Annotated in this window: 23 protein-coding genes and 1 pseudogene; 10 read left to right on the top strand and 14 right to left on the bottom strand. The window is 70.0% G+C overall.

Annotation, left to right across the window (positions count from 1 at the left end; genetic code table 11):
- The first annotated feature begins 41 nt into the window (after nucleotides 1–41).
- A complete protein-coding gene (locus HJG44_RS09360) occupies nucleotides 42–593 on the top strand; it encodes an RBBP9/YdeN family alpha/beta hydrolase (protein WP_171218047.1) in 552 nt (183 codons plus the stop codon).
- On the opposite strand, the gene HJG44_RS09365 is transcribed toward HJG44_RS09360, so the two are convergent.
- The 4 genes from HJG44_RS09365 to HJG44_RS09380 all read right to left on the bottom strand — a co-directional run bounded on the left by HJG44_RS09365 (nucleotide 580) and on the right by HJG44_RS09380 (nucleotide 3,249).
- Entirely contained in the window at nucleotides 580–795 is a 216-nt protein-coding gene (locus HJG44_RS09365; protein ID WP_171218048.1) for a hypothetical protein, read from the bottom strand. The genes HJG44_RS09360 and HJG44_RS09365 overlap by 14 nt on opposite strands.
- 75 nt (nucleotides 796–870) lie before the next feature.
- A complete protein-coding gene (locus HJG44_RS09370; protein WP_171217336.1) occupies nucleotides 871–1,413 on the bottom strand; it encodes a hypothetical protein in 543 nt (180 codons plus the stop codon).
- A gap of 99 nt (nucleotides 1,414–1,512) precedes the next feature.
- Nucleotides 1,513–2,064, bottom strand: a complete 552-nt coding sequence (locus HJG44_RS09375; RefSeq protein WP_171218049.1) for a cyclase dehydrase — start codon at nucleotides 2,062–2,064, stop codon at nucleotides 1,513–1,515.
- A gap of 12 nt (nucleotides 2,065–2,076) precedes the next feature.
- Nucleotides 2,077–3,249: a zinc-dependent alcohol dehydrogenase gene (locus HJG44_RS09380; protein WP_171218050.1), complete on the bottom strand. Its 1,173-nt coding sequence runs from the start codon at nucleotides 3,247–3,249 to the stop codon at nucleotides 2,077–2,079.
- A gap of 283 nt (nucleotides 3,250–3,532) precedes the next feature.
- Between HJG44_RS09380 and HJG44_RS09385 the strand changes: the two genes are divergently transcribed.
- A complete protein-coding gene (locus HJG44_RS09385; protein WP_171218051.1) occupies nucleotides 3,533–4,747 on the top strand; it encodes an NADP-dependent isocitrate dehydrogenase in 1,215 nt (404 codons plus the stop codon).
- 153 nt (nucleotides 4,748–4,900) lie between these two features.
- Nucleotides 4,901–5,392, top strand: coding sequence for a GFA family protein (locus HJG44_RS09390; protein WP_171218052.1), 492 nt, complete (start codon nucleotides 4,901–4,903; stop codon nucleotides 5,390–5,392).
- A 34-nt stretch (nucleotides 5,393–5,426) separates the two neighbouring features.
- Here the strand turns inward: HJG44_RS09390 and HJG44_RS09395 are convergent, their stop codons facing one another.
- The 4 genes and pseudogenes from HJG44_RS09395 to HJG44_RS09410 all read right to left on the bottom strand — a co-directional run bounded on the left by HJG44_RS09395 (nucleotide 5,427) and on the right by HJG44_RS09410 (nucleotide 7,608).
- The gene (locus HJG44_RS09395) at nucleotides 5,427–6,401 is read right to left on the bottom strand and encodes a Bug family tripartite tricarboxylate transporter substrate binding protein (protein ID WP_171218053.1); all 975 of its coding nucleotides are present in this window, start codon (nucleotides 6,399–6,401) and stop codon (nucleotides 5,427–5,429) included.
- 96 nt (nucleotides 6,402–6,497) lie between these two features.
- Nucleotides 6,498–6,905: a hypothetical protein gene (locus HJG44_RS09400; RefSeq protein WP_171218054.1), complete on the bottom strand. Its 408-nt coding sequence runs from the start codon at nucleotides 6,903–6,905 to the stop codon at nucleotides 6,498–6,500.
- A 104-nt stretch (nucleotides 6,906–7,009) separates the two neighbouring features.
- Nucleotides 7,010–7,261, bottom strand: a pseudogene (locus HJG44_RS09405) (S16 family serine protease); the annotation flags it as partial.
- An 86-nt stretch (nucleotides 7,262–7,347) separates the two neighbouring features.
- Nucleotides 7,348–7,608, bottom strand: a complete 261-nt coding sequence (locus HJG44_RS09410; protein WP_171218055.1) for a hypothetical protein — start codon at nucleotides 7,606–7,608, stop codon at nucleotides 7,348–7,350.
- A gap of 140 nt (nucleotides 7,609–7,748) precedes the next feature.
- Here HJG44_RS09410 and HJG44_RS09415 point away from each other — a divergent pair, with 140 nt between their 5' ends.
- Nucleotides 7,749–7,913 carry a hypothetical protein gene (locus tag HJG44_RS09415; protein WP_171218056.1) on the top strand — a complete coding sequence of 55 codons (165 nt, stop codon included), beginning with the start codon at nucleotides 7,749–7,751 and terminating at the stop codon, nucleotides 7,911–7,913.
- Nucleotides 7,914–8,173: 260 nt separating this feature from the next.
- Here the strand turns inward: HJG44_RS09415 and HJG44_RS09420 are convergent, their stop codons facing one another.
- The 4 genes from HJG44_RS09420 to HJG44_RS09435 all read right to left on the bottom strand — a co-directional run bounded on the left by HJG44_RS09420 (nucleotide 8,174) and on the right by HJG44_RS09435 (nucleotide 12,337).
- Nucleotides 8,174–9,727, bottom strand: a complete 1,554-nt coding sequence (locus HJG44_RS09420) for a S10 family peptidase (RefSeq protein WP_171218057.1) — start codon at nucleotides 9,725–9,727, stop codon at nucleotides 8,174–8,176.
- Nucleotides 9,728–9,790: 63 nt separating this feature from the next.
- Nucleotides 9,791–10,243 (bottom strand): DNA polymerase III subunit chi, encoded by a 453-nt coding sequence (locus HJG44_RS09425; protein ID WP_171218058.1) that lies wholly within the window; start codon nucleotides 10,241–10,243, stop codon nucleotides 9,791–9,793.
- Nucleotides 10,244–10,268: 25 nt separating this feature from the next.
- Entirely contained in the window at nucleotides 10,269–10,424 is a 156-nt protein-coding gene (locus tag HJG44_RS09430) for a hypothetical protein (protein WP_171218059.1), read from the bottom strand.
- 422 nt (nucleotides 10,425–10,846) lie between these two features.
- Nucleotides 10,847–12,337, bottom strand: a complete 1,491-nt coding sequence (locus HJG44_RS09435; RefSeq protein ID WP_171218060.1) for a leucyl aminopeptidase — start codon at nucleotides 12,335–12,337, stop codon at nucleotides 10,847–10,849.
- A gap of 213 nt (nucleotides 12,338–12,550) precedes the next feature.
- Between HJG44_RS09435 and lptF the strand changes: the two genes are divergently transcribed.
- The 6 genes from lptF to HJG44_RS09465 all read left to right on the top strand — a co-directional run bounded on the left by lptF (nucleotide 12,551) and on the right by HJG44_RS09465 (nucleotide 20,729).
- On the top strand, nucleotides 12,551–13,720 hold the full coding sequence (gene lptF / locus HJG44_RS09440; protein ID WP_171218061.1) for an LPS export ABC transporter permease LptF: 1,170 nt from the start codon (nucleotides 12,551–12,553) through the stop codon (nucleotides 13,718–13,720).
- 2 nt (nucleotides 13,721–13,722) lie between these two features.
- Nucleotides 13,723–14,808, top strand: coding sequence for an LPS export ABC transporter permease LptG (gene lptG / locus HJG44_RS09445; protein ID WP_171218062.1), 1,086 nt, complete (start codon nucleotides 13,723–13,725; stop codon nucleotides 14,806–14,808).
- A 31-nt stretch (nucleotides 14,809–14,839) separates the two neighbouring features.
- Nucleotides 14,840–17,431 carry an LPS-assembly protein LptD gene (locus HJG44_RS09450; RefSeq protein ID WP_171218063.1) on the top strand — a complete coding sequence of 864 codons (2,592 nt, stop codon included), beginning with the start codon at nucleotides 14,840–14,842 and terminating at the stop codon, nucleotides 17,429–17,431.
- 28 nt (nucleotides 17,432–17,459) lie between these two features.
- On the top strand, nucleotides 17,460–18,470 hold the full coding sequence (gene pdxA, locus HJG44_RS09455; RefSeq protein ID WP_171218064.1) for a 4-hydroxythreonine-4-phosphate dehydrogenase PdxA: 1,011 nt from the start codon (nucleotides 17,460–17,462) through the stop codon (nucleotides 18,468–18,470).
- 53 nt (nucleotides 18,471–18,523) lie between these two features.
- Complete coding sequence (gene rsmA / locus HJG44_RS09460) at nucleotides 18,524–19,309, top strand: 16S rRNA (adenine(1518)-N(6)/adenine(1519)-N(6))-dimethyltransferase RsmA (RefSeq protein ID WP_246736166.1); 786 nt, start codon at nucleotides 18,524–18,526, stop codon at nucleotides 19,307–19,309.
- 61 nt (nucleotides 19,310–19,370) lie between these two features.
- Nucleotides 19,371–20,729 carry an NAD(P)H-dependent oxidoreductase gene (locus HJG44_RS09465; RefSeq protein ID WP_171218066.1) on the top strand — a complete coding sequence of 453 codons (1,359 nt, stop codon included), beginning with the start codon at nucleotides 19,371–19,373 and terminating at the stop codon, nucleotides 20,727–20,729.
- A gap of 3 nt (nucleotides 20,730–20,732) precedes the next feature.
- Here the strand turns inward: HJG44_RS09465 and gmk are convergent, their stop codons facing one another.
- Both gmk and HJG44_RS09475 read right to left on the bottom strand, forming a co-directional pair.
- On the bottom strand, nucleotides 20,733–21,413 hold the full coding sequence (gmk, locus tag HJG44_RS09470) for a guanylate kinase (RefSeq protein WP_171218067.1): 681 nt from the start codon (nucleotides 21,411–21,413) through the stop codon (nucleotides 20,733–20,735).
- Entirely contained in the window at nucleotides 21,410–22,297 is an 888-nt protein-coding gene (locus HJG44_RS09475) for a YicC/YloC family endoribonuclease (protein ID WP_171218068.1), read from the bottom strand. The genes gmk and HJG44_RS09475 overlap by 4 nt, the downstream gene beginning before the upstream one ends.
- Nucleotides 22,298–22,336 lie beyond the last annotated feature (39 nt).

A 22,336-nucleotide genomic window follows, 5' to 3' on the forward strand; every position in this document is an offset into this window, starting at 1 on the left:
CGAGCCTCGACCTCCCGCGCCGGAGACGCTACCTCGGGCCGATGCGCACCTCCGACGCCGACATCCTGATCGTGCCCGGCCTGTCCGGCTCCGGGCCCGATCACTGGCAGACCCGCTGGGAGCAGAAGCTTTCGACCGCAAGGCGGGTGGAGCAGGCCGACTGGGAGCGCCCGATCCGCGAACTCTGGACGGAGCGGGTCGCGTCCGAGGTCGCGGCGAGCGCGCGCCCGGTCATCCTGGTGGCCCATTCGCTCGGGGTGCCGACCGTCGTGCATGCGGCCGGCCGTTTCGCGCCGGGGGCCGTCGCGGGGGCATTCCTGGTCGGCCTGCCCGACGTGGAGCGGCCCGACATGCCGTCCGAGATCGATCCGGCCTTCAGCCCGCTGCCGCGCGATCCCCTGCCCTTCCCGTCAGTCCTCGTCGCGAGCCGGGACGACCCCTACTGCATCTACGAGCGGGCGGAGGATTTCGCCTATTCCTGGGGTTCGGCCATCGTCGATGCCGGGCAGGCAGGCCACATGAACGCCGAGAGCGGTTACGGGCCCTGGCCGGAAGGGCTGATGCGGTTCGCCGGCTTCCTCAAGCTGCTTTGACGGGCGCGCCGATCGGGATGACCTCCAGGCGCGTGCGCTGACCGGAGCCCGGCTCGGGCTCATCCCCGAGCAGGCGCTCGAGCCGCTCGATCTCGCGATCGAGTTCGGCCAGACGCTGCGGCACGCCCTCCGGATCGAGATCCACGATCCCGGCGAGACAGGCCCGCATGCGACGGAAGGCAGCCAGATCGTCCCGCGACATCCCCGATCCCTCGATCTGCCGCAGGGCTACACCGCCGACCTTGCCGATCGGTTACGCGGGCCCGGCGCGTCGGGTTCAGCGCCTGTCCACGCAGCGGATGAACGCCTCCTGGCTCCGCTCCCCGGCCGTGGCAGGATCTCGCAGCGGGCGGCCGGCGGCGTCGGCCGGGATGCCGACCGCCGCATAGCAGCTTCTGGCGCGTTCGGCCGCAGGCGAGATGCGCGGCGCTGCGGCCAGGGGAGCCGGGGCGGCAGCGGAGCGTGCCGGCGCAGCGCGGCGCGGGCGCGGCTCGGGCGCCTCCCGGAGCACGCTGCGCCTGGCCCGCACGGGTTCGGGCTTGGGCTCCCTGCGCTTCACCTCCCGCCTCGGATCGACGCGGCCCTGTCCGGCCGCGCGAGGCTGCGTCGGAGCCGCGGCCGCGGGATCGCCGAGGGTTGGCGAGGATCGCTCGCGGGCGCGCCGGCGCCGCTCCTGCTCGGCCTCGAGCGCCCTCCAGGCCGAATCGTCGCCGGCGGCTTGCGCCAACCGGAGCACCCGCGCGGCAACCCCGTCGGAAGCCGTCGCGCCCTGCGGCGCGAAGCTGGCCAGCAGAACCGCGGTCGCGACGGACCGCCCCACGCGCCGCCACAATCTGGAATGCAGCCCCATCCGTCCCGCACCTGCCGCCAGGATGCGATCCTGGCACGCCGGCGGGCCGGCGCAAGCCGCTCCCGCGCCTCAGGTGCTCGCGTGCGGGAAGGCGCGCTGCGTCTCGGGGGTCGTGAGACGGTTCTGCGGCTGCACGTCGAGGGCGAGGCCGCGCGAGGCCTCGACGCCGCGCGGGAAGCCGGACCTGTCCGAATAATCCGCAATCGCCGTCGCGGGCCCGCCCTTCTCGGCCGTGAGGCCGTTCGCGCAGAGCACGTCGATCGCGGTCACCCCGGCGACGGCGGCCATCGCCACCATCACGTTCCCCTTCCGGGGATTGTCGCCGTGCAGGCCGGTGGCGAGCGTCGCCAGGTCGAGCCCGTCGCCGCCGACCCGGCCCCAGATCCAGGGCTGCGGGTCGTGGCTGCCGAGGATCGCGACGCCTGTCGCGACCTCCCGGACGCCATAGGCGCGGATGAGGTTCTCGTGACCTTCCATGCCGAGCCAGCGGCAGAGCGCGCGCGGGGCGAAGAGCTCGGCCGCCCCGAGCGCGATGGAGAACCAGCCGAGCCCCGAGGCGAGCTTGTCGTTGGCGGATTGCGAGCGACCCTTCAGGGCCGTCCGGGGAAGCGTGTTGGCCATGGGATCACCTCGTCAGGGCTGGATGAAGACCTTGATGCAGCCGTCCTGCTTGTCGCGGAATACCTTGTACATCTCGGGCCCGTCCTCGAGCCCGACCTTGTGCGTGATGACGAAGGAGGGGTCGATCTGCCCCTCCTCGATCCGGCGCAACAGGTCGTCCGTCCAGCGGTTCACATGCGTCTGGCCCATCCGGAAGGTCAGGCCCTTGTTCATGGCCGCCCCGAACGGGATCTTGTCGAGCAGCCCGCCATAGACCCCCGGGATCGAGAGGACGCCCGCCGGCCGGCAGACATAGATCATCTCGCGCAGGACATGCGGGCGGTCGGTTTCCAGGAACATCGCCTGCTTGGCGCGGTCGTACATCGCGTCGAGCGTGCTCGTGGAATGGGCCTCGAGCCCGACGCAGTCGATGCACTTCTCCGGGCCCTTGCCGCCGGTCAGCTCGTTCAGCCGCTCGACGACGCTCTCCTCCTCGAAGTTGATCGTGATGGCGCCGCCCGCGGCGGCCATCGAGAGGCGCTCGGGCAGCCGGTCGATGCAGACGACCTGTTTCGCACCCAGCAGAACCGCCGAGCGCACGGCCATCTGGCCGACCGGCCCCGCGCCCCAGATCGCGACCGTGTCGTTCGGCTCGATCTCGCATTGCACGGCGGCCTGCCAGCCGGTCGGGAAGATGTCCGACAGGAAGAGCAGCTTCTCGTCCGGAATGCCCTTCGGCACCTTGATATGCGTCTTGTCGGCGAAGGGCACCCGCAGGTACTCGGCCTGGCCGCCCGGGTAGCCGCCGGTCAGGTGCGAGTAGCCGAAGAGCCCGGCGGTCGAATGGCCGAACACCTTGTCGGCGATGGCCTTGTTCCGGTTCGAGCGCTCGCACACGGAGTAGAAGCCGCGCTTGCACTGGTCGCACTCGCCGCAGAAGATCGTGAAGGGGATCACGACGCGGTCGCCGACCTTGAGGGCGCCTTTCGCCGCCGAGCCCACCTCCACCACCTCGCCCATCGTCTCGTGGCCCAGGATGTCGCCCTTCTGCATGCCGGGCATGAAATGGTCGTAGAGATGGAGGTCGGAGCCGCAGATCGCGCAGCTCGTGACCTTGATGATGGCGTCGCGGGGATCCTCGATCTCCGGGTCCGGCACGCTGTCGCAGCGGATGTCCTGCGTGCCGTGCCAAACGAGCGCTTTCATCGGGCTGTCTCCTCGGGGTCGGGCCTGGTCAACGAACGAGATGCCGCCGCGTTGCGGGCGGGCATTCCCGTCAACGCGGTCGCGAGCCCAACTTGCCCCCGGGGAAATCCGTTCGGGATCCGTCCCGCTTTGTTCGGTAGGGAACGCTCGGGCCGACCTGCCCTGCCGCGCCCCGATGGTGCCGTGCCGGCCGGCAGCGCCTTTCCGGCTCCGCTGCAGCGCGCTATGAGCGGGCCGCGTCAGTGAGACGGGGCCGCCGGCCCCAAACCCAAGGTGAGCGACAATGCCCAAGATCAAGGTGGCCAACCCCGTCGTCGAGCTCGACGGCGACGAGATGACCCGGATCATCTGGCAGCTCATCAAGGACAAGCTGATCCATCCCTATCTCGATCTCGAGCTCCAGTATTTCGATCTCGGGATCGAGCACCGCGACGCGACCAACGACCAGGTCACGATCGACGCCGCCGAGGCGATCAAGAAGGTCGGCGTCGGCGTGAAATGCGCGACCATCACGCCCGACGAGGCGCGCGTGAAGGAGTTCGGCCTCAAGGAGATGTGGAAGTCGCCGAACGGCACGATCCGCAACATCCTGGGCGGCGTCATCTTCCGCGAGCCGATCATCTGCAAGAACGTGCCGCGCCTCGTGCCCGGCTGGACGCAGCCCTTCGTGATCGGCCGCCACGCCTATGGCGACCAGTACCGCGCGACCGACTTCAAGGTGCCCGGCAAGGGCCGGCTGACCATCAAGTTCGAGGGCGAGGACGGCACCGTCATCGAGAAGGAGGTGTTCAAGTTCCCCGAGGCCGGCGTCGCGATGTCGATGTACAATCTCGACCAGTCGATCCGCGACTTCGCCCGCGCCTCGTTCAATTACGGGCTCGCCCGCAAGTACCCGGTCTATCTCTCGACGAAGAACACGATCCTCAAGGCCTATGACGGCCGCTTCAAGGACATCTTCCAGGAGATCTACGATTCCGAGTTCAAGTCGCAGTTCCAGGCGCTGGGGCTGACCTACGAGCACCGGCTGATCGACGACATGGTGGCGGCGTGCCTGAAGTGGTCAGGCGGCTATGTCTGGGCGTGCAAGAACTACGACGGCGACGTGCAGTCCGACACGGCCGCGCAGGGCTTCGGCTCGCTCGGCCTGATGACCTCCGTGCTGATGACGCCGGACGGCCGGACGGTCGAGGCGGAGGCGGCGCACGGCACGGTCACGCGTCACTATCGCGAGCACCAGAAGGGCAAGGAGACCTCGACGAACTCGATGGCCTCGATCTTCGCCTGGACGCGCGGCCTGCTGCACCGCGCCAAGCTCGACGACAATGCCGAGCTGAAGCGCTTCGCCGAGACGCTGGAGAAGGTCTGCGTCGACACGGTCGAGTCCGGCTACATGACCAAGGACCTCGCGCTCCTCGTCGGCGCCGATCAGAAATGGCTGTCCACCACCGGCTTCCTCGACAAGATCGACGAGAACCTGAAGAAGGCCATGGCGGCCTGAGTTACCGCTCCGCGGAGGGCTGGGCTCGACCCGGCCTTCCGCGAGGCCGTTTCGCTCGGCGGCGCGGTCCGGACCGCCCGGAACTTGCAGCGCTCGCATTGCGGGGAGCGGCCGCACGGCCGGGTCGAACCCGGCCACGACGGGGAGGGAGCGATGAGCGCGGTGCCGAACTCCGTCCATCTTAGCGGCGGCTGCCAATGCGGCGCGGTGCGCTACCGTCTGCTCAGCAAACCGACCGAGCCGTCCATCTGCCATTGCCGGATGTGCCAGAAGGCGTTCGGCAACTACATCGCGCCCTTGGCAGGGGTGAAGCGGGCGGACCTCGTCTGGACGCGCGGCCGGCCGGGCTCGTTCCGCTCCTCGGAGGCGGTGGAGCGCGGCTTCTGCCGGGATTGCGGGACGCCGCTCTACTACAGCGTCCTGGAGATCGACCGCATCTCCATCTCCATAGGGTCGCTCGACGAGCCGGACCGCGTCGAGCCGGTCATGCAATACGGCATCGAGAACCGCCGCCCGGCCTTTGCGCGTCTTCACGAGCTCCCGGAGGAGACGACCGAAGCGGGGACCGGCCCCGAATTGCTGGCCCGCATGAAGTCGCGCCAGCATCCGGACCATGACACCGAGACCTGGCCTCCGGCGGCCTGAGGTGGCCTGACCGGGAGGGGCGGCCGGCCCTCCCCTATTGCTCGATCTTGACGCCGGCCTCGCGCACGACCTTGCCCCAGCGCGCGATCTCGCTCGTCACGAAGGCGCCGAAGGCATCGCCGGCGACCTTGGGGACGTCGGACCCGTTCCGCTCCCAGGTCTCCTTGATGTAGGCCGTATCGAGCGCCTTGCCGACCTCGGCCCGCATTTTCTCGACGATCTCCGCCGGCGTGCCCCTCGGGGCCCAGATGCCGTACCAGGTGGCGACGTCGTAGCCCTGAACCCCGGCCTCGGCCGCGGTCGGCACGTTCGGGATGGCCGGGTTGCGGCTCGGCGCGGCGACCGCGAGGGCGTTGATGTAGCCGCCCGAAATCTGGCCGGCGGAGCTGCCGAGCCCGTCGAACGCCATGTCCACCTGGCCAGCCACGAGATCCTGCATCGCCGGGCCGGCACCCCGGTAGGGGACGTGGCGGATCTTCGTGGCGGTGAGCAGCTTGAACAGCTCCGCCGCGAGATGGTGGGTGGTGCCGACGCCCGCGGAGGCATAGGTCAGGCCGTCGGGATTGGCCTTGGCGGCCGCGATCAGCTCGCCGAGCGTCCTGGCCGTGACGCGCTTCGGATTGACCACCACCACGTGCGGCGGGCGCGAGATCATCGCGATCGGGATGAAGTCGCGCTCGAGGTCGTAGCTGAGATTCGGGTAGATCGCAGGCGCGATCGCGTGATGGGTCGCCCCGACGAAGAAGGTGTAGCCGTCCGGGGTCGCCCGCGCCGCCGCGGAGGCGCCCGCCGTTCCGCCCGCGCCGGCCCGGTTCTCGATCAGCACCCGGACCTTGAGCTGGTTGTCGAGCTGCTGCGCGAGGGGCCGCGCGAAAGCGTCCGTGCCGCCGCCCGCCGCGAAGGGCACGATGAAGGTGATCGAGCGCTGCGGCCAGGCATCCGCCTCGGCGCCGCCCGCCGCAGCCACGGCGGCCACGATCCCGACCAGAAACGACTTAGCCAGTCCCATTCTCACGCCCGTCCTCCCTCGCGCCTCGCCGGGCGCCGGCGGGAGAGTAGCGCGGCCCCGCGCGTCGTGGCCAGACGGCCGGCGGCCCGGCCGGGATCAGCTCCGCCAGAGAGGCGGCAGGACGCCGGCGAGCTTGCGGCCGGCGAGTTCGCGGATGGCGCGCGGACGGCCGAGGGATGCCGGCCGGCTCTGCCCGCCGCGGGGCGCGAGGGGGGTCAGCGAGGACGGGTCGGGAAGCGCCGCCTCGAGCATCTCGACCGATCTCAGCGCCGCGCTCCTCGCCCGATTCACGTCCTTCCCGCGGTGCAGGGCCTTGAGCAGGTCGAGGCTCGCGTCGCGAACGACGTCGGACGCATGGTCGAGCTCTTCCACCGCCCCGACCTCCTTCGTGATCCGGGACAGGTGTCCCCCGATGGCCGCCGCCACCATGCGGGAATTCTCGGCCCGCGCCTCCGCCAGGAGATTGCGCATGGCGCGGACGTGCTGATCTTCCGGACGCCGCATCCGGTACCCTCCTACGCAACAACTGTGGATAACCGTAATGTCTAGCTGGACAGAGTCCAGGTAATGGAACGTACGCGAGAGGTCGATTCGACCCCCTGATGCAATCAGGTCACGGCCGCGATCCCCGCGGCCGGGTCGCGCGCCGCCTGCACCGCACCCTCCGCCCGTTCGAGCCAGATGAACTCGAGCGCTTCGCGCACCTCTTCCGGAACCTCGTCGAAATCGCGCCGGTTGCGGGCGGGCAGGATCACCCGCCTGATGCCGGAGGCCGCGGCCGCGACCACCTTCTCCTTGATGCCGCCGACCGGCAGGACCAGGCACCGGAGGCTGATCTCGCCCGTCATGGCGGTGGTGGACGGATCGCCGATCCGAGGCCCCGACCGAGAGACTGCCAGCACCTGCTCGAGACGGGCGGGGCGCTGGCCCCGCCCGGAAGGGACGGTCAATCCTCGTCCGGATCGATCGCCCGGCGCTCGGCGAGATGGCGCATCTCCAGGGCGCGCTCCTCCGCCTCCTGCCGCATCTCGAGCTGGTCCATCTGATAGTCGCGGATCTCATCCGCGCTCACCATGCCTTGCGGCGCGGGCGGCGGCAGATAGCCGCTCGGACGGACGGTGACCCGGCGTTCGACATAGGTCTGCGCCGATGCCGCTGAAGCGACCAGGGCGAGGGCCCCGGCCAGCACGACGGATGTAACCTTCATCTGATCTCTCCGTTCGTCAGCCCCAGCCCTCAACGCGGTTTCCCCGGGCGGGTTCGGCGAACGGCTCCGCGCCGGACGCGTTAACGCATCGTCAACCATGCCGCGCGAAGCTCATTGCGGTGATGCGCAGCGGGGTCGTCATGTCCCACATCAGTGCAGCCGAATACATCGCCGAGATGCGGCGCCTTGAGACCATCCGCAACGAGGCCCTGCGGCATCACGACCGCTTCGCGCTTGCCGCGGTGGCGCAGCGGCTGGCGACGGTGAACAGGGTGTTCTGGGGCCGGGCTGCCAAGGGCAGCTGAAGCGCAGCCGGAGCGGGCGCAGGTCGCGCGACATTCGACCGAAACAGACCGGGGTCATGAACGTACTCAACGGAGAGTTCGGTCATGCTGTCGTCTGCCCGCGGCGGAAAGGGGATCCATGCCTCGGACGTGGTCCTGATCCTGGCCGCGATCTGCTTTCTCGCGGTCGGGATCTCGGTGATGCTGCTGGCGGCGTAGCGATGCCGCGGCTCTGAAGCCATGCAGGCAATGCGCAGGATGCACCTCAGGCTTATCAGGCTTCACGGCCGGCCGCGCATGCCGCCCGCTTCGCCGATCAGCCGCTCGACATCCGCCCGGAACGCCGCCCGGGAGGCGTCGCGGGTGTAGAACATGTGGCCGCCCGGATAGGTCGTCAGCACCGCCCGGGCCTCGCCGCCATAGGCGGGAAGCTGCCGGAGCAGGAGCTCGCTTGCGAAATATGGGGTGACGAGGTCCGTCAGGCCGTGCGCAACCAGGACCCGGAAGTCGGGATCGAGCGCAAGCGCCTCCTTCAGCTCATCCATGACCTGCGGCGCCTGCCGGCTCCGGCCGTAGCGCCAGGATGACGAGACCGAGCCGTTGAGGAGCTCGTAGCGCTGGTTCGGCACGCGCCAGCCGAGCGTGCGCCAGAGATGGTCGACCATGGCGGTCGAGAGCGGCGCCTGCATGGCCGTGAGCACCGCGTCCCCGCCCTCCGCCCTGTCGGTGGTCGGGTCGGCGTCGAAGGTCGTGACCCCGGTATCGTAGGCGGACGGGACCCGGCCCTCGCCGCGGCGGAACTCGCGCTGGAAGGTGCCCATGTCGATCCGGCCGGCATGGCGCAGCACGAGATCAGCGGGCAGGCCCGTCAGCTCCGCGACGCGCGCGCCGAGGCGCACCACGGCGTCGCGGTCCTGCAGCCCGCGCACGAGATCGACGAGGTACTCGCCCGCCGCATAGCGCTCGACCTCGGCAAGCGCCTGGCGGCTCGCGACGCCGTCGCGCTCCAGCCGCGCCGCCGCGAGCGACGGAAGCCGGCTCACGAACTCCATCGGGTCGTGCCGGGGCCGGCCGAGAAGGCCGAAATCGAGCACGGGCGACAGGAGGATCGCGCCGGACATGCCGATGCCGAGCTCCGTCTGGAGCTTCTGGACGACCATCGGGCCGCGGAAGCCGCCATAGCTCTCGCCGGCGAAGAACTTGGGCGAGGCAAGCCGGTCGTTCTGGCGCAGCCAGCGCGAGATCGCGGCCGTGATGGACGCGATGTCGCCCTCGACGGAAAGGTAGCGGTCGCGGATTTCCTCGCGCGCGCCGTTCGCGCGGCTGTAGCCCGTATCCACGGGATCGATGAAGACGAGGTCGGTGAAGTCGAGCCAGGTCTCGGCGTTCGGAACGAGCGCCGGCGATTGCGACGGGCTGATCGTGGTCTGTCCGAGCGGCAGGCGCCAGGGTGCGGCGACCAGGAGATGCAGATAGGCGGACGAGGCGCCGGGCCCGCCATTCACGAAGAAGGTGACGGGCCGCGTCCGGGCATCGGCGCCGGCGGCCGTGTAGGCCACATAGGCGAGCTCGGCCTGCACGGAACCCTGAGGGTCGACGAGCGGAAGCGAGCCGGCGGTCGCCGAGAACCGGAGCGTGCGGCCGGGCAGCTCGACCGTATGCAGCGTGGTGACGTCGGCAGGGAGCCTGCGTCCCCCGGCCTCCTGCCCGCCCTGCGGCGGGCGGTTCTGGTTGGCGGCCTGTCCCTGCTCGGGCGGACGCTGCGCGGGCTGCGCGAGGGCAAGGTGAGGAAGCCCAAAGGCGAGGCAGGCGGACAGGACGAAGGCGCGGACCATCAGGAACTCCGATCGGCCCGGAAGCTAGACCGGAGCCGCGCCCTTTTCGAGGCGGTGGGGCGCTCAGCCGCGCTTCGCCCAGCGGCCCTCGCCGTCCTGCTGCCAGTAGGAGAGCTCGTGCCCCGCCTCCCGGAGCAAGCGGAAGGCCTCCCGGCCGGCCTGCACCGCCTCCTCGTCCGAACCGTCGAGGAGATACATCACGCGCTGGAAGGCCGAGATGTCGGCCGGGACCGCCGCGCCTGCGACCAGGAACAGGATCGCTGCGCCGTTCCGGTTCCTATCGCCGGTCGTCAGCAGGACCGGGTGCTCCTCCGGATCGGGCTCCCGGTCCGTGCCGTGCGGCAGGAAGCTCTCGTCCGCGTAGGTCCAGAGGTGGTCGTCGAGAGCGGCGAGCCGTTCCTCGGCGCCGACCCGGACGAGCGCCCGCCAGCCGCGCTCGCGCGACTTGTCGAGGAGGCGCGGCAGCACCGCCTCGAGCGGCTGCCGCTGCAGGTGGTAGAAGAAGACCTCGCTCATGCCCGTTCCCGCGCCGGGACCGGGATCAGCGGGTCACGACCCGCTGCGACCCCGCATCTTCGACGGAGGCGATCTCCGGGTGATCCCCCTTTTCCAGGAAGAGGGCGATCCCGTGCGCCGCGCCGATCGGCACGAAGACCAGGAGGATCATGAGCCAGAGGACGATGCCGGTGGTGCGCATGTCTCGCCTCCCTGGCGTTCAGGCGAAACGGGGAAGAAGCCGGCGCGGGGCCGCGGCGAGGCTGGCTCGTGCATTCGCGCAGCCACGGCGCGGGACAGGCCGCACGCACCCGGAGACGAGGGATACCCCAGCGACCGGCGCGGGCTGGGCGAGATGACGGAGCTTGTTGTTCATGTGGCTCACCTTTCGACCGGCCGCCGCAGCCGGTCTGGCGAGCCGATCGGGTGATCAGGCGTCCAGAGCGGGCCGCGACGGCGCGGTCAATCGACTGTGACTGTCGCTTGGCATGGGACGGATCGGTTCCAGTGAGTGTCCGGACAATGCGAGAACGCGTGGCGCCCGGACAGGTTCAGATGACGATTCGAATGCGTCGGGTCAACCCCGATTTTGCACCGCGGTAGCTCGGGCGCCCGCCGCGACCATCACCTCTCGTAGAATTCCCGGACGAGGTGATCGAGGAGGCGCACGCCCCAGCCCGGGCCCCAGGACTTGTTCGTCTCGGTCTGGGGAGCGTTCATGCCCGTGCCGGCGATGTCGAGATGCGCCCAGGGCGTGTCCTGCACATAGCGCTGGAGGAACTGCGCCGCGGTGATCGAGCCGCCATGCCGGCCGCCCGTGTTCTTCATGTCGGCGAAGCGGGAATCGATGAGCTTGTCGTATTCGGGAGCGAGCGGCATCCGCCACACCTTCTCGCCGGTCGCCTTCCCCGAAGCGAGCAGCCTGTCCGCGAGATCGTCGTTGTTCGAGAACAGGCCGGCATGCTCCTGGGCCAAGGCGACCAGGATCGCACCCGTCAAGGTCGCGAGATCGATCATGAAGGCGGGCTTGAAGCGCTCCTGGACGTACCAGAGCACGTCGGCCAGGACGAGCCGGCCCTCCGCGTCCGAGTTCACCATCTCGACCGTCTGGCCTGACAGCGTCCTGATGATGTCGCCCGGGCGCTGCGCGTCCCCGTCCGGCATGTTCTCGGTGAGCCCGATCGCGCCCACGACGTTCGCCTTCGCCTTGCGCGAGGCGAGCGCGTGCATGAGCCCGACGACGGCGGCGGCGCCCGCCATGTCGCCCTTCATGTCCTCCATGCCTCCCGACGGCTTGATGGAGATACCGCCGGAATCGAAGCAGACGCCCTTGCCGATGAAGGCGAGCGGCGCCCCGTCCGCCTGGCCGCCGTTCCACCGCATGATGGCGACCCGGCTGCCGTGACCCGAACCCTGCCCGACCGCGAGGAGCGCCCGCATGCCGATGCGGCGCAGATCCTCCTCTTCCAGGATCTCCACCTCCACCCCGAGCTTCTCGAGCGCCTGCGCGCGGCGGGCGAACTCGGCCGGGAAAAGGACGTTCGGCGGCTCGTTCACGAGATCGCGCGCGAGATTGACGCCGTCGGCCAGCCCCGCCCGGCGCCGGTCGGCCCTGCGGCATGCGGCGAGTTCAGCGACCGCGAAGGTGAGCCGCGTCGCGCCTTCCGGCTCCGAATCCTCCTTCTTCTTCGTCTTGTAGCGATCGAACTTGTAGGCCCGTAGCCTCGCCCCGAGCGCCATCTCGGCCACGGCCTCGGCAGGCTGCTCGATCCCGGGCAGGTCGGCGACGACGAGCGCATTCCGGCCGAGCGCCTTGCCCGCGATCACGCCGCCGATCTTGCGCCAGTCCTGGTTGGCGCGATCGGCCGGCGCCCCGATCCCGACCACGACGAGGCGGTTCACACCCGGGATGCCCTCCGGGACGGGCACGACGAGGGTGCTCGCCGCCTTGCCCTTGAAACGCTCGCCCGGAGCGGCCCGCCGGAGGAGATCGTTGATCGTTCCGAAGCGCTCGGCAGCCAGCGGCGTGACCGCAAGGTCGTCCCCCGCGAAGACCACGAGGTCGCCGCCCTGCGGCTCCTCGAGGGCCACGTATTCGATCTTGATGCTGTCCACGCGTCGGGCTCCATCGCCGACGGCAGAGGCGCCGGCTCAGACTCGCGACAGAGCCATACAGGAAGCGTGGCCGCACGCCAGAGCGGGACCGGAGCCGTATCGTCGCTTCGCGACCGCCGGCCCCGAAAGCGCCGAACTTCCGTCCGTAAAGATCGGCGGCGCTTGCTCCGCCCCCGCCGTCGGGCTAGCCCCGGCCCGATCCCGGCCTCCCGCATGAATCTCGTCGAGCGCTATATCTTCAGGATCGCCGCGGCCGCCTTCGCGACCTGCGTCGTCGTCCTGACCGCCGTGATCTGGGTGACGCAGGCGCTGCGGCAGCTCGACGTCGTGACGGCCCAGGGCCAGACCATCCTGGTCTTCCTCACCGTCACGGGCCTGACCATCCCGACCCTCGTCGCCGTGATCTCGCCGGTGGCGCTCTTCATCGCCGCGCTCTACGCGCTCAATCGGCTGAACGGCGACAGCGAGCTCATCGTGATGAGCGCGGCCGGCATGTCGCCGCGCCGTCTGCTCCGCCCGTTCCTGGCGCTCGGCGGGCTCGTGGCCGGAATGGTGGCGATCCTGACCATCGTCCTCATCCCGTCGAGCTTCCAGGAAATCCGCGACCTGATCACGCGCATCCGGGCGGACTTCCTGGCGAACGTCGCCCAGGAGGGCCAGTTCACGACCCTGGAGAACGGGGTCACCTTCCACTATCGCGAACGGGCCGGAAACGCGCTTCTGGGCATCTTCCTCCAGGACCGCCGCGAGCAGGGCCGGATCACGGTCTACCTCGCCGAGCGCGGCCAGGCGGTGGAGCATAACGGCGGCTCGTACCTGGTGCTCCAGAACGGGAGCATCCACCGACAGCGGCCGAACGCGGTCGATTCCTCCATCGTCACCTTCGAGCGCTATGCGATCGACCTCTCCGCACTCAACCAGGAGGCGGCGGAGCTCGTCTACAAGCCGCGCGAGCGCTCGACGGGCGACCTCCTGATGCCGGACGTGAGCGAGGCGCTCTACAAGGCTCAGCCCGGCCGTTTCCGGGCGGAGCTGCACGATCGCCTGTCGTCCTGGCTGTTCCCGCTCGCCTCGGTCTTCATCGCCTTCGCGGCGCTCGGAGAGCCGCGCACCACGCGGCAGGGCCGAGGGGCGGCGCTGGTCGGCGCCATCGTCGCCGTGGTCGGGCTGCGCATCGGCATCTTCGCGGCGACGAGCGCCTCGGCCCGCTCGGCCGGGGCGCTGTGGCTGGTCTATGGGCTGCCGATCGCCGCAATCCTGCTGTCGACCGCCGTCATCGCGGGCGGGCCGCGCCTGCGGGCCTCGCTCGGCCGCCTGACCGCGCGGTTGAGGCCGCGTCTCTCCGGCCATGCGCTCCCTCGCCTGCGGCCCGGGCGCGCCTGACCATGCTGATCGGCGCGACCCTCGGCCGCTACATCTCGCTCCGCTTCGTGAAGACGATCCTCGTCGTCTTCGCCACCGTCTTCGCGCTCGTCTTCACGCTGGACCTCGTCGAGCTGATGCGGCGGGCGGGCGACACGGAAGGCGCGACGCCGGCGCTCATGGCCCGGCTCTCGCTCTATCGCACCCCGGCCATCGCCGAGCAGGTCTTCCCGTTCTCCGTGCTGTTCGGGGCTATGGCGACGCTTCTCGGGCTCAGCCGGAGGCTGGAACTCGTCGTAGCGCGAGCGGCCGGCATCTCCGCCTGGCAGTTCCTCCAGCCCGGCATCCTGGTCGCGGCCGTGCTCGGGATCCTGACGGTGTTCGTCTACAATCCGGTCTCCGCCACGCTGAAGGAGGAGGCCGCCCGCATCGAGGCCGACCTTTTCGGCCGCCGCATGCGGAGCACCGGCCAGGACCTCTGGATCCAGCAGCGCAGCGTCGACGGCCACGCCGTGATCAAGGCCGATGGCGGCGTCGGCTCGACGCGGACCATCACGGGCGTCTCGGCCTTCGTGTTCGACCGGCAGGGCCGGTTCATGGAACGCGTCGAGGCGCCGGAAGCGACGCTGCGCGAAGGCTACTGGGAATTCCGCGACGCGACGGTCTTCACGACCGTGGAGGAGCCCCAGACCTACGCGACCTATCTGCTCGCCTCGAACCTCGATCCGAGCCAGATCCGTCAGCGGATCACGCCCGCGGAGGCCGTGCCGTTCTGGCAACTGTCGGAAACGATCGCACGTCGGGAGAGCGCGGGCCTCGACGCGACGCGCTATCGGCTGCAATACGACATCTTAATCGCCCGGCCGCTTCTCTTCGTGGCGATGGTGTTCGTGGCCGCGTCCGTATCGCTGCGCTTCGTCCGCTTCGGCGGAATGGCCAGGATGATGCTCGGGGGGGTCGCGGCGGGGTTCCTGTTGTATGTCGCGACCGAACTCATGCGCGATCTGGGCAATGCGGGGCTGGTCCGTCCCGCAGTCGCGGCATGGTTCCCGGCGGTGGTCGGGAGTTTGCTCGGAAGCTTGGCCTTGTTGTACCAAGAGGACGGCTGAGCCCGGCCTGCGGGCTCGCCGAGGAGCGAGAATGGGGCGTCTGAAGGGTACGATCGCGGGGTTTGCGATCGCGGTGGCGAGTCTCCTCGCCGCCCTGCCCTCGCCTGCCTGGGCCCAGGGCACGCTCAACGACATGATCGCAGCCCGGCAGCGCGCGGCAGGCAGAGACGATTCGCGCCTGCTCGTCGATGCGCGCGAGATCGTCTACAACAACGACCGGAACACGATCGCGGCGTCCGGCGACGTCGAGCTCAGCTACCAGGGCCGCACTCTCCAGGCGGACCGGGTCGTCTACGACCGGAACACGAGCCGCGTTTTCGCCGAGGGCAATGTCCGCCTCGCCGACTCCTCCGGCGCGGTGACCACGGCCTCCCGATTCGAGCTCACGGATGATTTCAAGACAGGGTTTATAGACTCTTTACGCGTGGTGCAGACCACCGTCGACCGCGGCGAGACCGTGCGGGCGCGCTTTTCCGCGCCCCGGGCCGAGCGGATCGAGGGCGAGACGACCACCTTCCTGCGCGGAACCTACACGGCCTGCGAACCCTGCCGCGAGAACCCGGAGCGCCCCCCCCTCTGGCAGGTCAAGGCAGCGCGCATCGTCCACAACAACCAGGAACGGACGATCTACTACGAGAACGCCAGCATCGAGTTCCTCGGGGTGCCGATTGCGGCCGTGCCGTATTTCTGGACGCCGGATCCGACCGTGAAGCGGATGACGGGCTTCCTCGCCCCGCACTTCATCCACTCCACCGCGCTCGGCTTCGGCGTCTCGACCCCGTTCTTCTGGGACATCGCGCCGGACCGCGACCTCACCATCGCGCCGACCTTCTACTCCCGCCAGGGCGTGCTGCTCCAGGCCGAGTGGCGCCAGCGCCTGCTCACCGGCTCCTACAACATCCGCGCGGCCGGCATCTTCCAGCAGGGGCAGTCCGCCTTCCTCCCCGCGCCGTTCGGGCCGGCGAACCGCGAAGGCCGCGGCATGATCGAGACGAACGGCCGCTTCGCCATCAACCCGCAATGGCAGTTCGGCTGGAACATCGCGCTCCTGTCGGACAAGTGGTTCCTCCAGAACTACAAGATCCGCAGCGAGACGCTCGCCTCGAACTACCTGCTGCTCGAGTCCACCTCGCAGGTCTTCCTGCGCGGCCAGGGCGACCGCTCGTTCTTCGACCTGCGCGGCTTCTACTTCCAGGGCCTGTCCTATGCGGACTGGCAGAAGCAGCTGCCGCTCGTCGCTCCGGTGCTCGACTACGACAAGCGCATCGACGGCCCGCAGCCGCTCGGCGGCGAGCTCCGGCTGCAGTTCAACTTCACGAACCTGATGCGCGAGGCGGCGCAGTTCGACCCGATCACGGCGGCGAACCGCTCCTTTCCGTTCGGTTCGGGGCTGACGACCGCCGCCTACCAGAGCTGCGTCGTGTTCCAGCGCGGGATCTGCCTGGTCCGCGGGCTTGCCGGCAACTTCGCCCGCGTCTCCGGCGAGGTCTCGTGGCGGCGCGCCTTCGTCGACGATGTCGGTCAGGTCTGGACGCCGTTCACCTATCTGCGCGCCGACGGGTTCTTCAACCACGTCGACACGACCGGGTACCAGAACGCGATGGTGGCCAATTTCGTGAACCCCGACCAGGAGTTCATCGGCCGCGCCATGCCCGCCGTCGGCATGGAATACCGCTACCCCTTCGTGGCGGATACGGGGAATTTCGGCACGCATACGCTTACGCCGATCGCGCAGATCATCGCTCGGCCGAACGAGACCCATATCGGCCGGCTGCCGAACGAGGATGCGCACAGCCTCGTCTATGACGACACAACCCTGTTCGACTGGGACAAGTTCTCCGGCTACGATCGCGCGGAGGGCGGCGTGCGGGCCAATCTCGGCCTGCAGTACAACTGGCAGACGCCGGCCGGCTGGACCGCGAACGCGCTCTTCGGCCAGTCCTATCAACTCGCCGGCCGCAACTCCTACCGCATCCCCGACCTGGTCAATACGGGCTCGGAATCGGGCCTGCAGACCCGCGCCTCCGACTTCGTGAGCCGCTTTCAGGTCAACCCGACGCAGAATTTCTCGCTGATCGCCCGCAGCCGCTTCGACCAGGGCGACTTCTCGGTGAAGAGCTTCGAGGCGCAGGCGGTCGCGAACTTCAATCCCTGGGCGCCGATCACGGGCTCGCTGACCTATGTGCGCTACAAGGAGCAGCCGGCGCTCGGCTACCTCCATCGGCGCGAGGGCCTGCAGCCGGCGGCCGCCTGGAACATCACGCCGAACTGGTCGATCGGCGGTTCGGTCCTCTTCGACCTCGACCGCTACCTCGACAATCGGGACACGTTCTTCAACGCCTATGCGGCGGCGCTCGCCCAGGGCGGACAGGCGCTCGCGAACACGGTCGTCTACAACCGCGGCGATCCCTACACGATCGCCCAGGCCGGGCTGACGCTCGGCTACAAGGACGAGTGCACGACCTTCAGCATCAACTACGCCATGACCCCGCGCGTCGCCGCGACGGGCGAGCGGGAGACCGACCGGACCGTGCTGGTGCGGCTGGAACTCCGGACTCTCGGCCAGGCGAGCTTCTCGCAGTCCCTCGGCAGCACGACGACGGACGGCGTCTCGAGCCGCTGATGGCGCCCCAGCGCCCGGCAAGGGCGTCATGACGCGCCCGCTCGCGCTCACGCAGGGCGATCCCGCCGGGATCGGGCCTGAGATCGCCCTCAAGGCGTGGCTCCGCCGGGACGACGGCCTGCCGCCGTTCTTCGTCCTGTCCGATCCGGATTTTCTGGCCCGGGCAGCGGCCCGGCTCGGCCTCGATGTTCCGGTCAGGGTGGTCGTGCCGGAGAATGCGGAGGCGGTCTTTGCCAAGGCCCTGCCGGTGGTGCCGCTCTCGCGTCGGGTGAGCGCCGAGCCAAGCCGGCCCGACCCGGCGAGCGCCGCCGCGACGATCGAGTCGATCGAGCAGGCAGTCGCACTCACGAGGAGCGGCGAGGCCGCGGCGGTCGTGACCTGCCCGATCGCGAAGCACGTCCTCTACGCGGCCGGCTTCCACCATCCGGGCCATACCGAGTTCCTGGCCGCGCTCGCGGCCGAAGACGGTCGCCCGGCGCCGCGTTCCGTCATGATGCTCTGGAGCGAGTCGCTCGCCGTGGTGCCCGTGACGGTTCACATCCCGCTGAAGGACGTGCCGGACGCGCTCACGCAGGATCTGGTCGTCGAGACCGGCCGCATCGTCGCGCACGATCTCCGGACGCGCTTCGGCCTCGCCCGACCGCGCCTTGCGCTCGCCGGTCTCAATCCACATGCCGGCGAGGCCGGTACCATGGGCACCGAGGAGCGGGACGTGATCGCGCCCGCCATCGACCGGCTCCAGGCGGAAGGGATCGAGGCGTCCGGACCCTGGCCGGCGGACACCATGTTCCACGCCCGCGCGCGCAAGGGCTACGACGCCGCGCTCGCCATGTACCACGACCAGGCGCTCGTCCCGATCAAGACGGTCGCGTTCGACGACGCCGTCAACGTCACGCTCGGGCTTCCCTTCGTCCGCACCTCGCCCGACCACGGCACGGCCTTCGACATCGCCGGAAGCGGGATCGCGCGGCCGGACAGCCTGATCGCCGCGCTGCGCCTCGCGGGCCGGCTCGCGACCAACTCGACTCCCCACTCGTGAGGGAGCCAGACGACCTGCCGCCCCTGCGCGAGGTCGTGCACAAGCACGATCTCATGCCGAAACGTGCGCTCGGGCAGAACTTCCTCTTCGACCTCAACCTCACGGGCCGGATCGCCCGGTCCGCAGGTCCGCTCGCCGGCCACGAGGTGCTGGAGGTCGGACCAGGCCCGGGCGGGCTGACGCGTGCGCTCCTGGCCGAGGGCGCCGAGCGAGTGATCGCGGTGGAGCGCGACGCGCGCTGCCTGCCGGCCCTCGCCGAGATCGGGGCGCGGTATGCCGGCCGCCTCGAGGTGGTGGAGGCGGATGCGCTCGAGCTCGATCCGGCGGCCCTCTTCTCGGGAACGCGGCCTGCCCGGATCGTCGCAAACCTGCCCTACAATGTCGGGACCGCGCTCCTCGTCCGCTGGCTCACGGTGCCGGACTGGCCGCCGCGATGGTCGAGCGCGACGCTGATGTTCCAGCGCGAGGTCGCCGACCGCATCGTCGCCGACGAGCGCCGGCCGGACGATTACGGCCGCCTCGGCGTGCTCTGCGGCTGGCGCACGCGCGCCCGCATCCTCTTCGACGTGTCGCCGCAAGCCTTCGTTCCGCCGCCCAAAGTGACATCCGCGGTGGTGCAGATCGAGCCGAGAGCCGACCCTCTGCCGTGCTCGGTTGCGGCGCTCGAACGCATCACCCGCGCCGCCTTCGGCCAGCGGCGCAAGATGCTGCGGCAGAGCCTCAAGGGGCTCGGCCGAGATCCCCGGGAACTGCTCGATGCGGCCGGGCTGCCGGAGACCGCCCGGGCCGAGGAGATCCCGGTGGCGGGCTTCGTCGCTCTCGCCAACGCGCTCGCTTGACACCCCCGCCCGGGACGGCCGAATGCCCGGACGCGCCGGAGAGCGCGAGCCGGGAAACGCCATGAATCTCAGCCGCATGCTGCGCGAGCGCGCAGCAGCAGCCCGTCCCGTGACGGTCGGGCTCATCGGGGCCGGAAAGTTCGGCACCATGTTCATGTCTCAGGTGCGGGTGACGGGAGGCATGCATCTCGTCGGCGTGGCGGACCTGAATGTCGCGCGCGCCAGATCCCAGCTCGCCTCCGCCGGCTGGCCGGGGGAGCAATACGCGGCGGCCTCGCTCGACGACGCGGCGAGGGACGGCGGAACGGCCGTGACGGACGATGCGGAGGCTCTGATCCGGCATCCCGCCATCGAGGTGATCGTCGAGGCGACAGGAGACCCGCGCACCGGGATCCGGTTCTGTCTCGCGGCGATCGAGGCCGGCAAGCACATCGTCATGGTCAACGTCGAGGCGGATGCGCTCGCCGGTCCGCTTCTCGCGCGGCGCGCCGCCGAGGCCGGCGTCGTCTATTCCCTTGCCTGGGGCGACCAGCCCGCGCTCATCTGCGAGCAGGTGGACTGGGCGCGCACGGCGGGCTTCCGGGTCGTCGCCGCCGGGAAGGGAACGCGCTATCTCCCGACCTACCACGCCTCCAACCCGGATACGGTCTGGGACATCCTCGATCAGTATCTCAGGATCGACGACCGTTCTTCGATCAACCCGAAGATGTTCAACTCGTTCGTGGACGGGACGAAGTCCGGCATCGAGATGACGGCCGTGTGCAACGCGACCGGGCTCGAGGCGCAGAGCGGCGGCCTCGGCTTCCCGCCGGCCTCCCGGTTCGAGCTCGCGGAGATCTGCAAGCCGCGCGGGAGCGGCGGGGTGCTGGAACGGGCCGGCGTGACCGAGGTGACCTCGTCCGTCTACCGCGACGGCCGCGAGGTGCCCCATCACCTCGCCATGGGCACCTATGTCGTGATCGAGGGGGAGAGCGACTACGCCCGGCGCTGCTTTGCCGAGTACCACATGCTGCAGGACGGCTCGGGCCGCTACGCCTCCCTCTATCGGCCGACGCACATGATCGGGCTCGAGCTCGGGATCTCCGTCGCCTCCGCCGCGCTCCGGCGCGAGCCGACGGGCTCGCCCGTCTGCTTCAACTCGGACGTGGTCGCGACCGCTAAACGCCACCTCGCGGCAGGCGAGGTGCTCGACGGCGAGGGCGGCTTTCTGGTCTGGGGGAAGCAGTGCCCGGCGCGGCGCTCGCTCGCGGAGGGCTATCTCCCGCTCGGGCTCGCCCAGCACGTGCGGCTCAGGAACCCGATCGCCGAGGGCGAGCCGGTGCGCTGGCGCGACGTCGCCATCGACGAGACCGATCTCGCGGTCCGGACCCGGCGCGAGATGGAGCGGGAATTCGGCGGCGCCCCGGCAGACCTCGGCTGACGCTCAGGCGATCTTCTCGGCCAGGAGCCCGTCGACGAAGGCCGGCAGGCCGACCTGGCGCTCGCGCTTCAGCCGCTCGGCGAAGAGGATGGCCTTCAGGCCCTCGAAGGAGGCGCCGAGGTCCTCGTTGACCACGACGTAATCATATTCCGTCCACCGCTCGATTTCCACGCGGGCATTGCCGAGCCGCTTCTCGATCGTCTCGCGGGTATCTTCGGCGCGCCGCTCCAGCCGGTGCTTCAGCTCGGCCATCGAGGGCGGCAGGATGAACACCGTCACGACGTCGGGGCCCATCGTGGCGCGCACCTGCCGCGTGCCCTGGTAGTCGATGTCGAAGATCATGTCGGTGCCCGCCCCGAGCGCCCGCTCCACCGGCCGCCGCGGCGTCCCGTAGTAATTGCCGTGCACCTCGGCCCATTCGAGAAGATCGTCATGGTCGCGCATGGCCATGAAGTCCTCCACCGAGATGAAGTTGTAGTCGCGGCCGGCGATCTCGGAGGGGCGCTTGGCGCGCGTGGTGACCGAGACCGACACTTCGAGGCCGAGCTCCTTCTCCTCCCGCAGCGCCCGCGTGAGACTCGTCTTCCCGGCACCCGAAGGGGAGGAGAGGATGAGGATGAGGCCGCGCCGCCCGACCCTCCTGCCCTGTCCGACGGCGCCTGCCGCTTCCTGCCTGCCGCTCATTCGACGTTCTGCACCTGCTCCCGGAACTGCTCGACGACAGCCTTGAGCTCCAGCCCGATGCGCGAGAGCGATACGTCGTTCGCCTTCGAACAGAGCGTGTTGGCCTCGCGGCCGAATTCCTGCGCCAGGAAGTCGAGCCGGCGGCCGACAGGGCCATCGGCGGCCAGCAGCTCACGGGCGGCCTCGACATGCGCCTTGAGCCGGTCGAGCTCCTCGCGGATATCCGCACGCGTGGCGAGCAGCGCCGCCTCCTGGTGCAGGCGGCCGGGATCCAGCGCGGCCGAGGCAGCAAGAAGGGCGGCAACCTGCTCGGCAAGCCTAGCCCTGACTGCGTCCGGCTGGCGGGCGGGGCAAGTCTCGGCCGCCTCGACGAGCCGGCCGATCTCCGCCAGCTGTCCCTGCAGGACCGCGTGCAGGGCGGCTCCCTCGCTTGCGCGCGCGGCGGCAAGCGCGGCAACGAGCCGGCCCGGGGCGGCCGAGAGATCCCGCCGCAGCGTTTCGTCGTCGCCGCGGACCGCTCCCCCGTCCTCGATCTCGACGACCCCCCGGACCGAGAGCAAGCCGTCGAGAGAGGCCGGCCGTATGTCGTCGGGAAGCTTCATCGCGGCGATCGCCCCGAGGAGGGCCTGGAGGGCGTCACGACTTACGCGCAGCTGGGGCGACGAGCTCGCGGGCGCAAGCGTCAGGGTCAATTGACATTGGCCGCGGGAAAAGGCCGCCGCGATCTGTCGGCGGGCATCCTCGCCAGCCGCGTCGAAGCCTGGCGGAACGCGCACCCGCACCTCGAGCCCGCGCCCGTTCACGCTCTTCAGCTCCCACGCCCAGCTCAGCGCGCCGGTCGCGCCCGCCTCGCGTGCGAAGCCCGTCATCGAGTTTACGGCCATGCTGCTCGATGCCCGGACAGGAGCGCGGATTCAAGCGCT

The sequence above is a fragment of the Enterovirga aerilata genome (assembly GCF_013044135.1).
Lineage (GTDB): Bacteria > Pseudomonadota > Alphaproteobacteria > Rhizobiales > Beijerinckiaceae > Enterovirga > Enterovirga aerilata.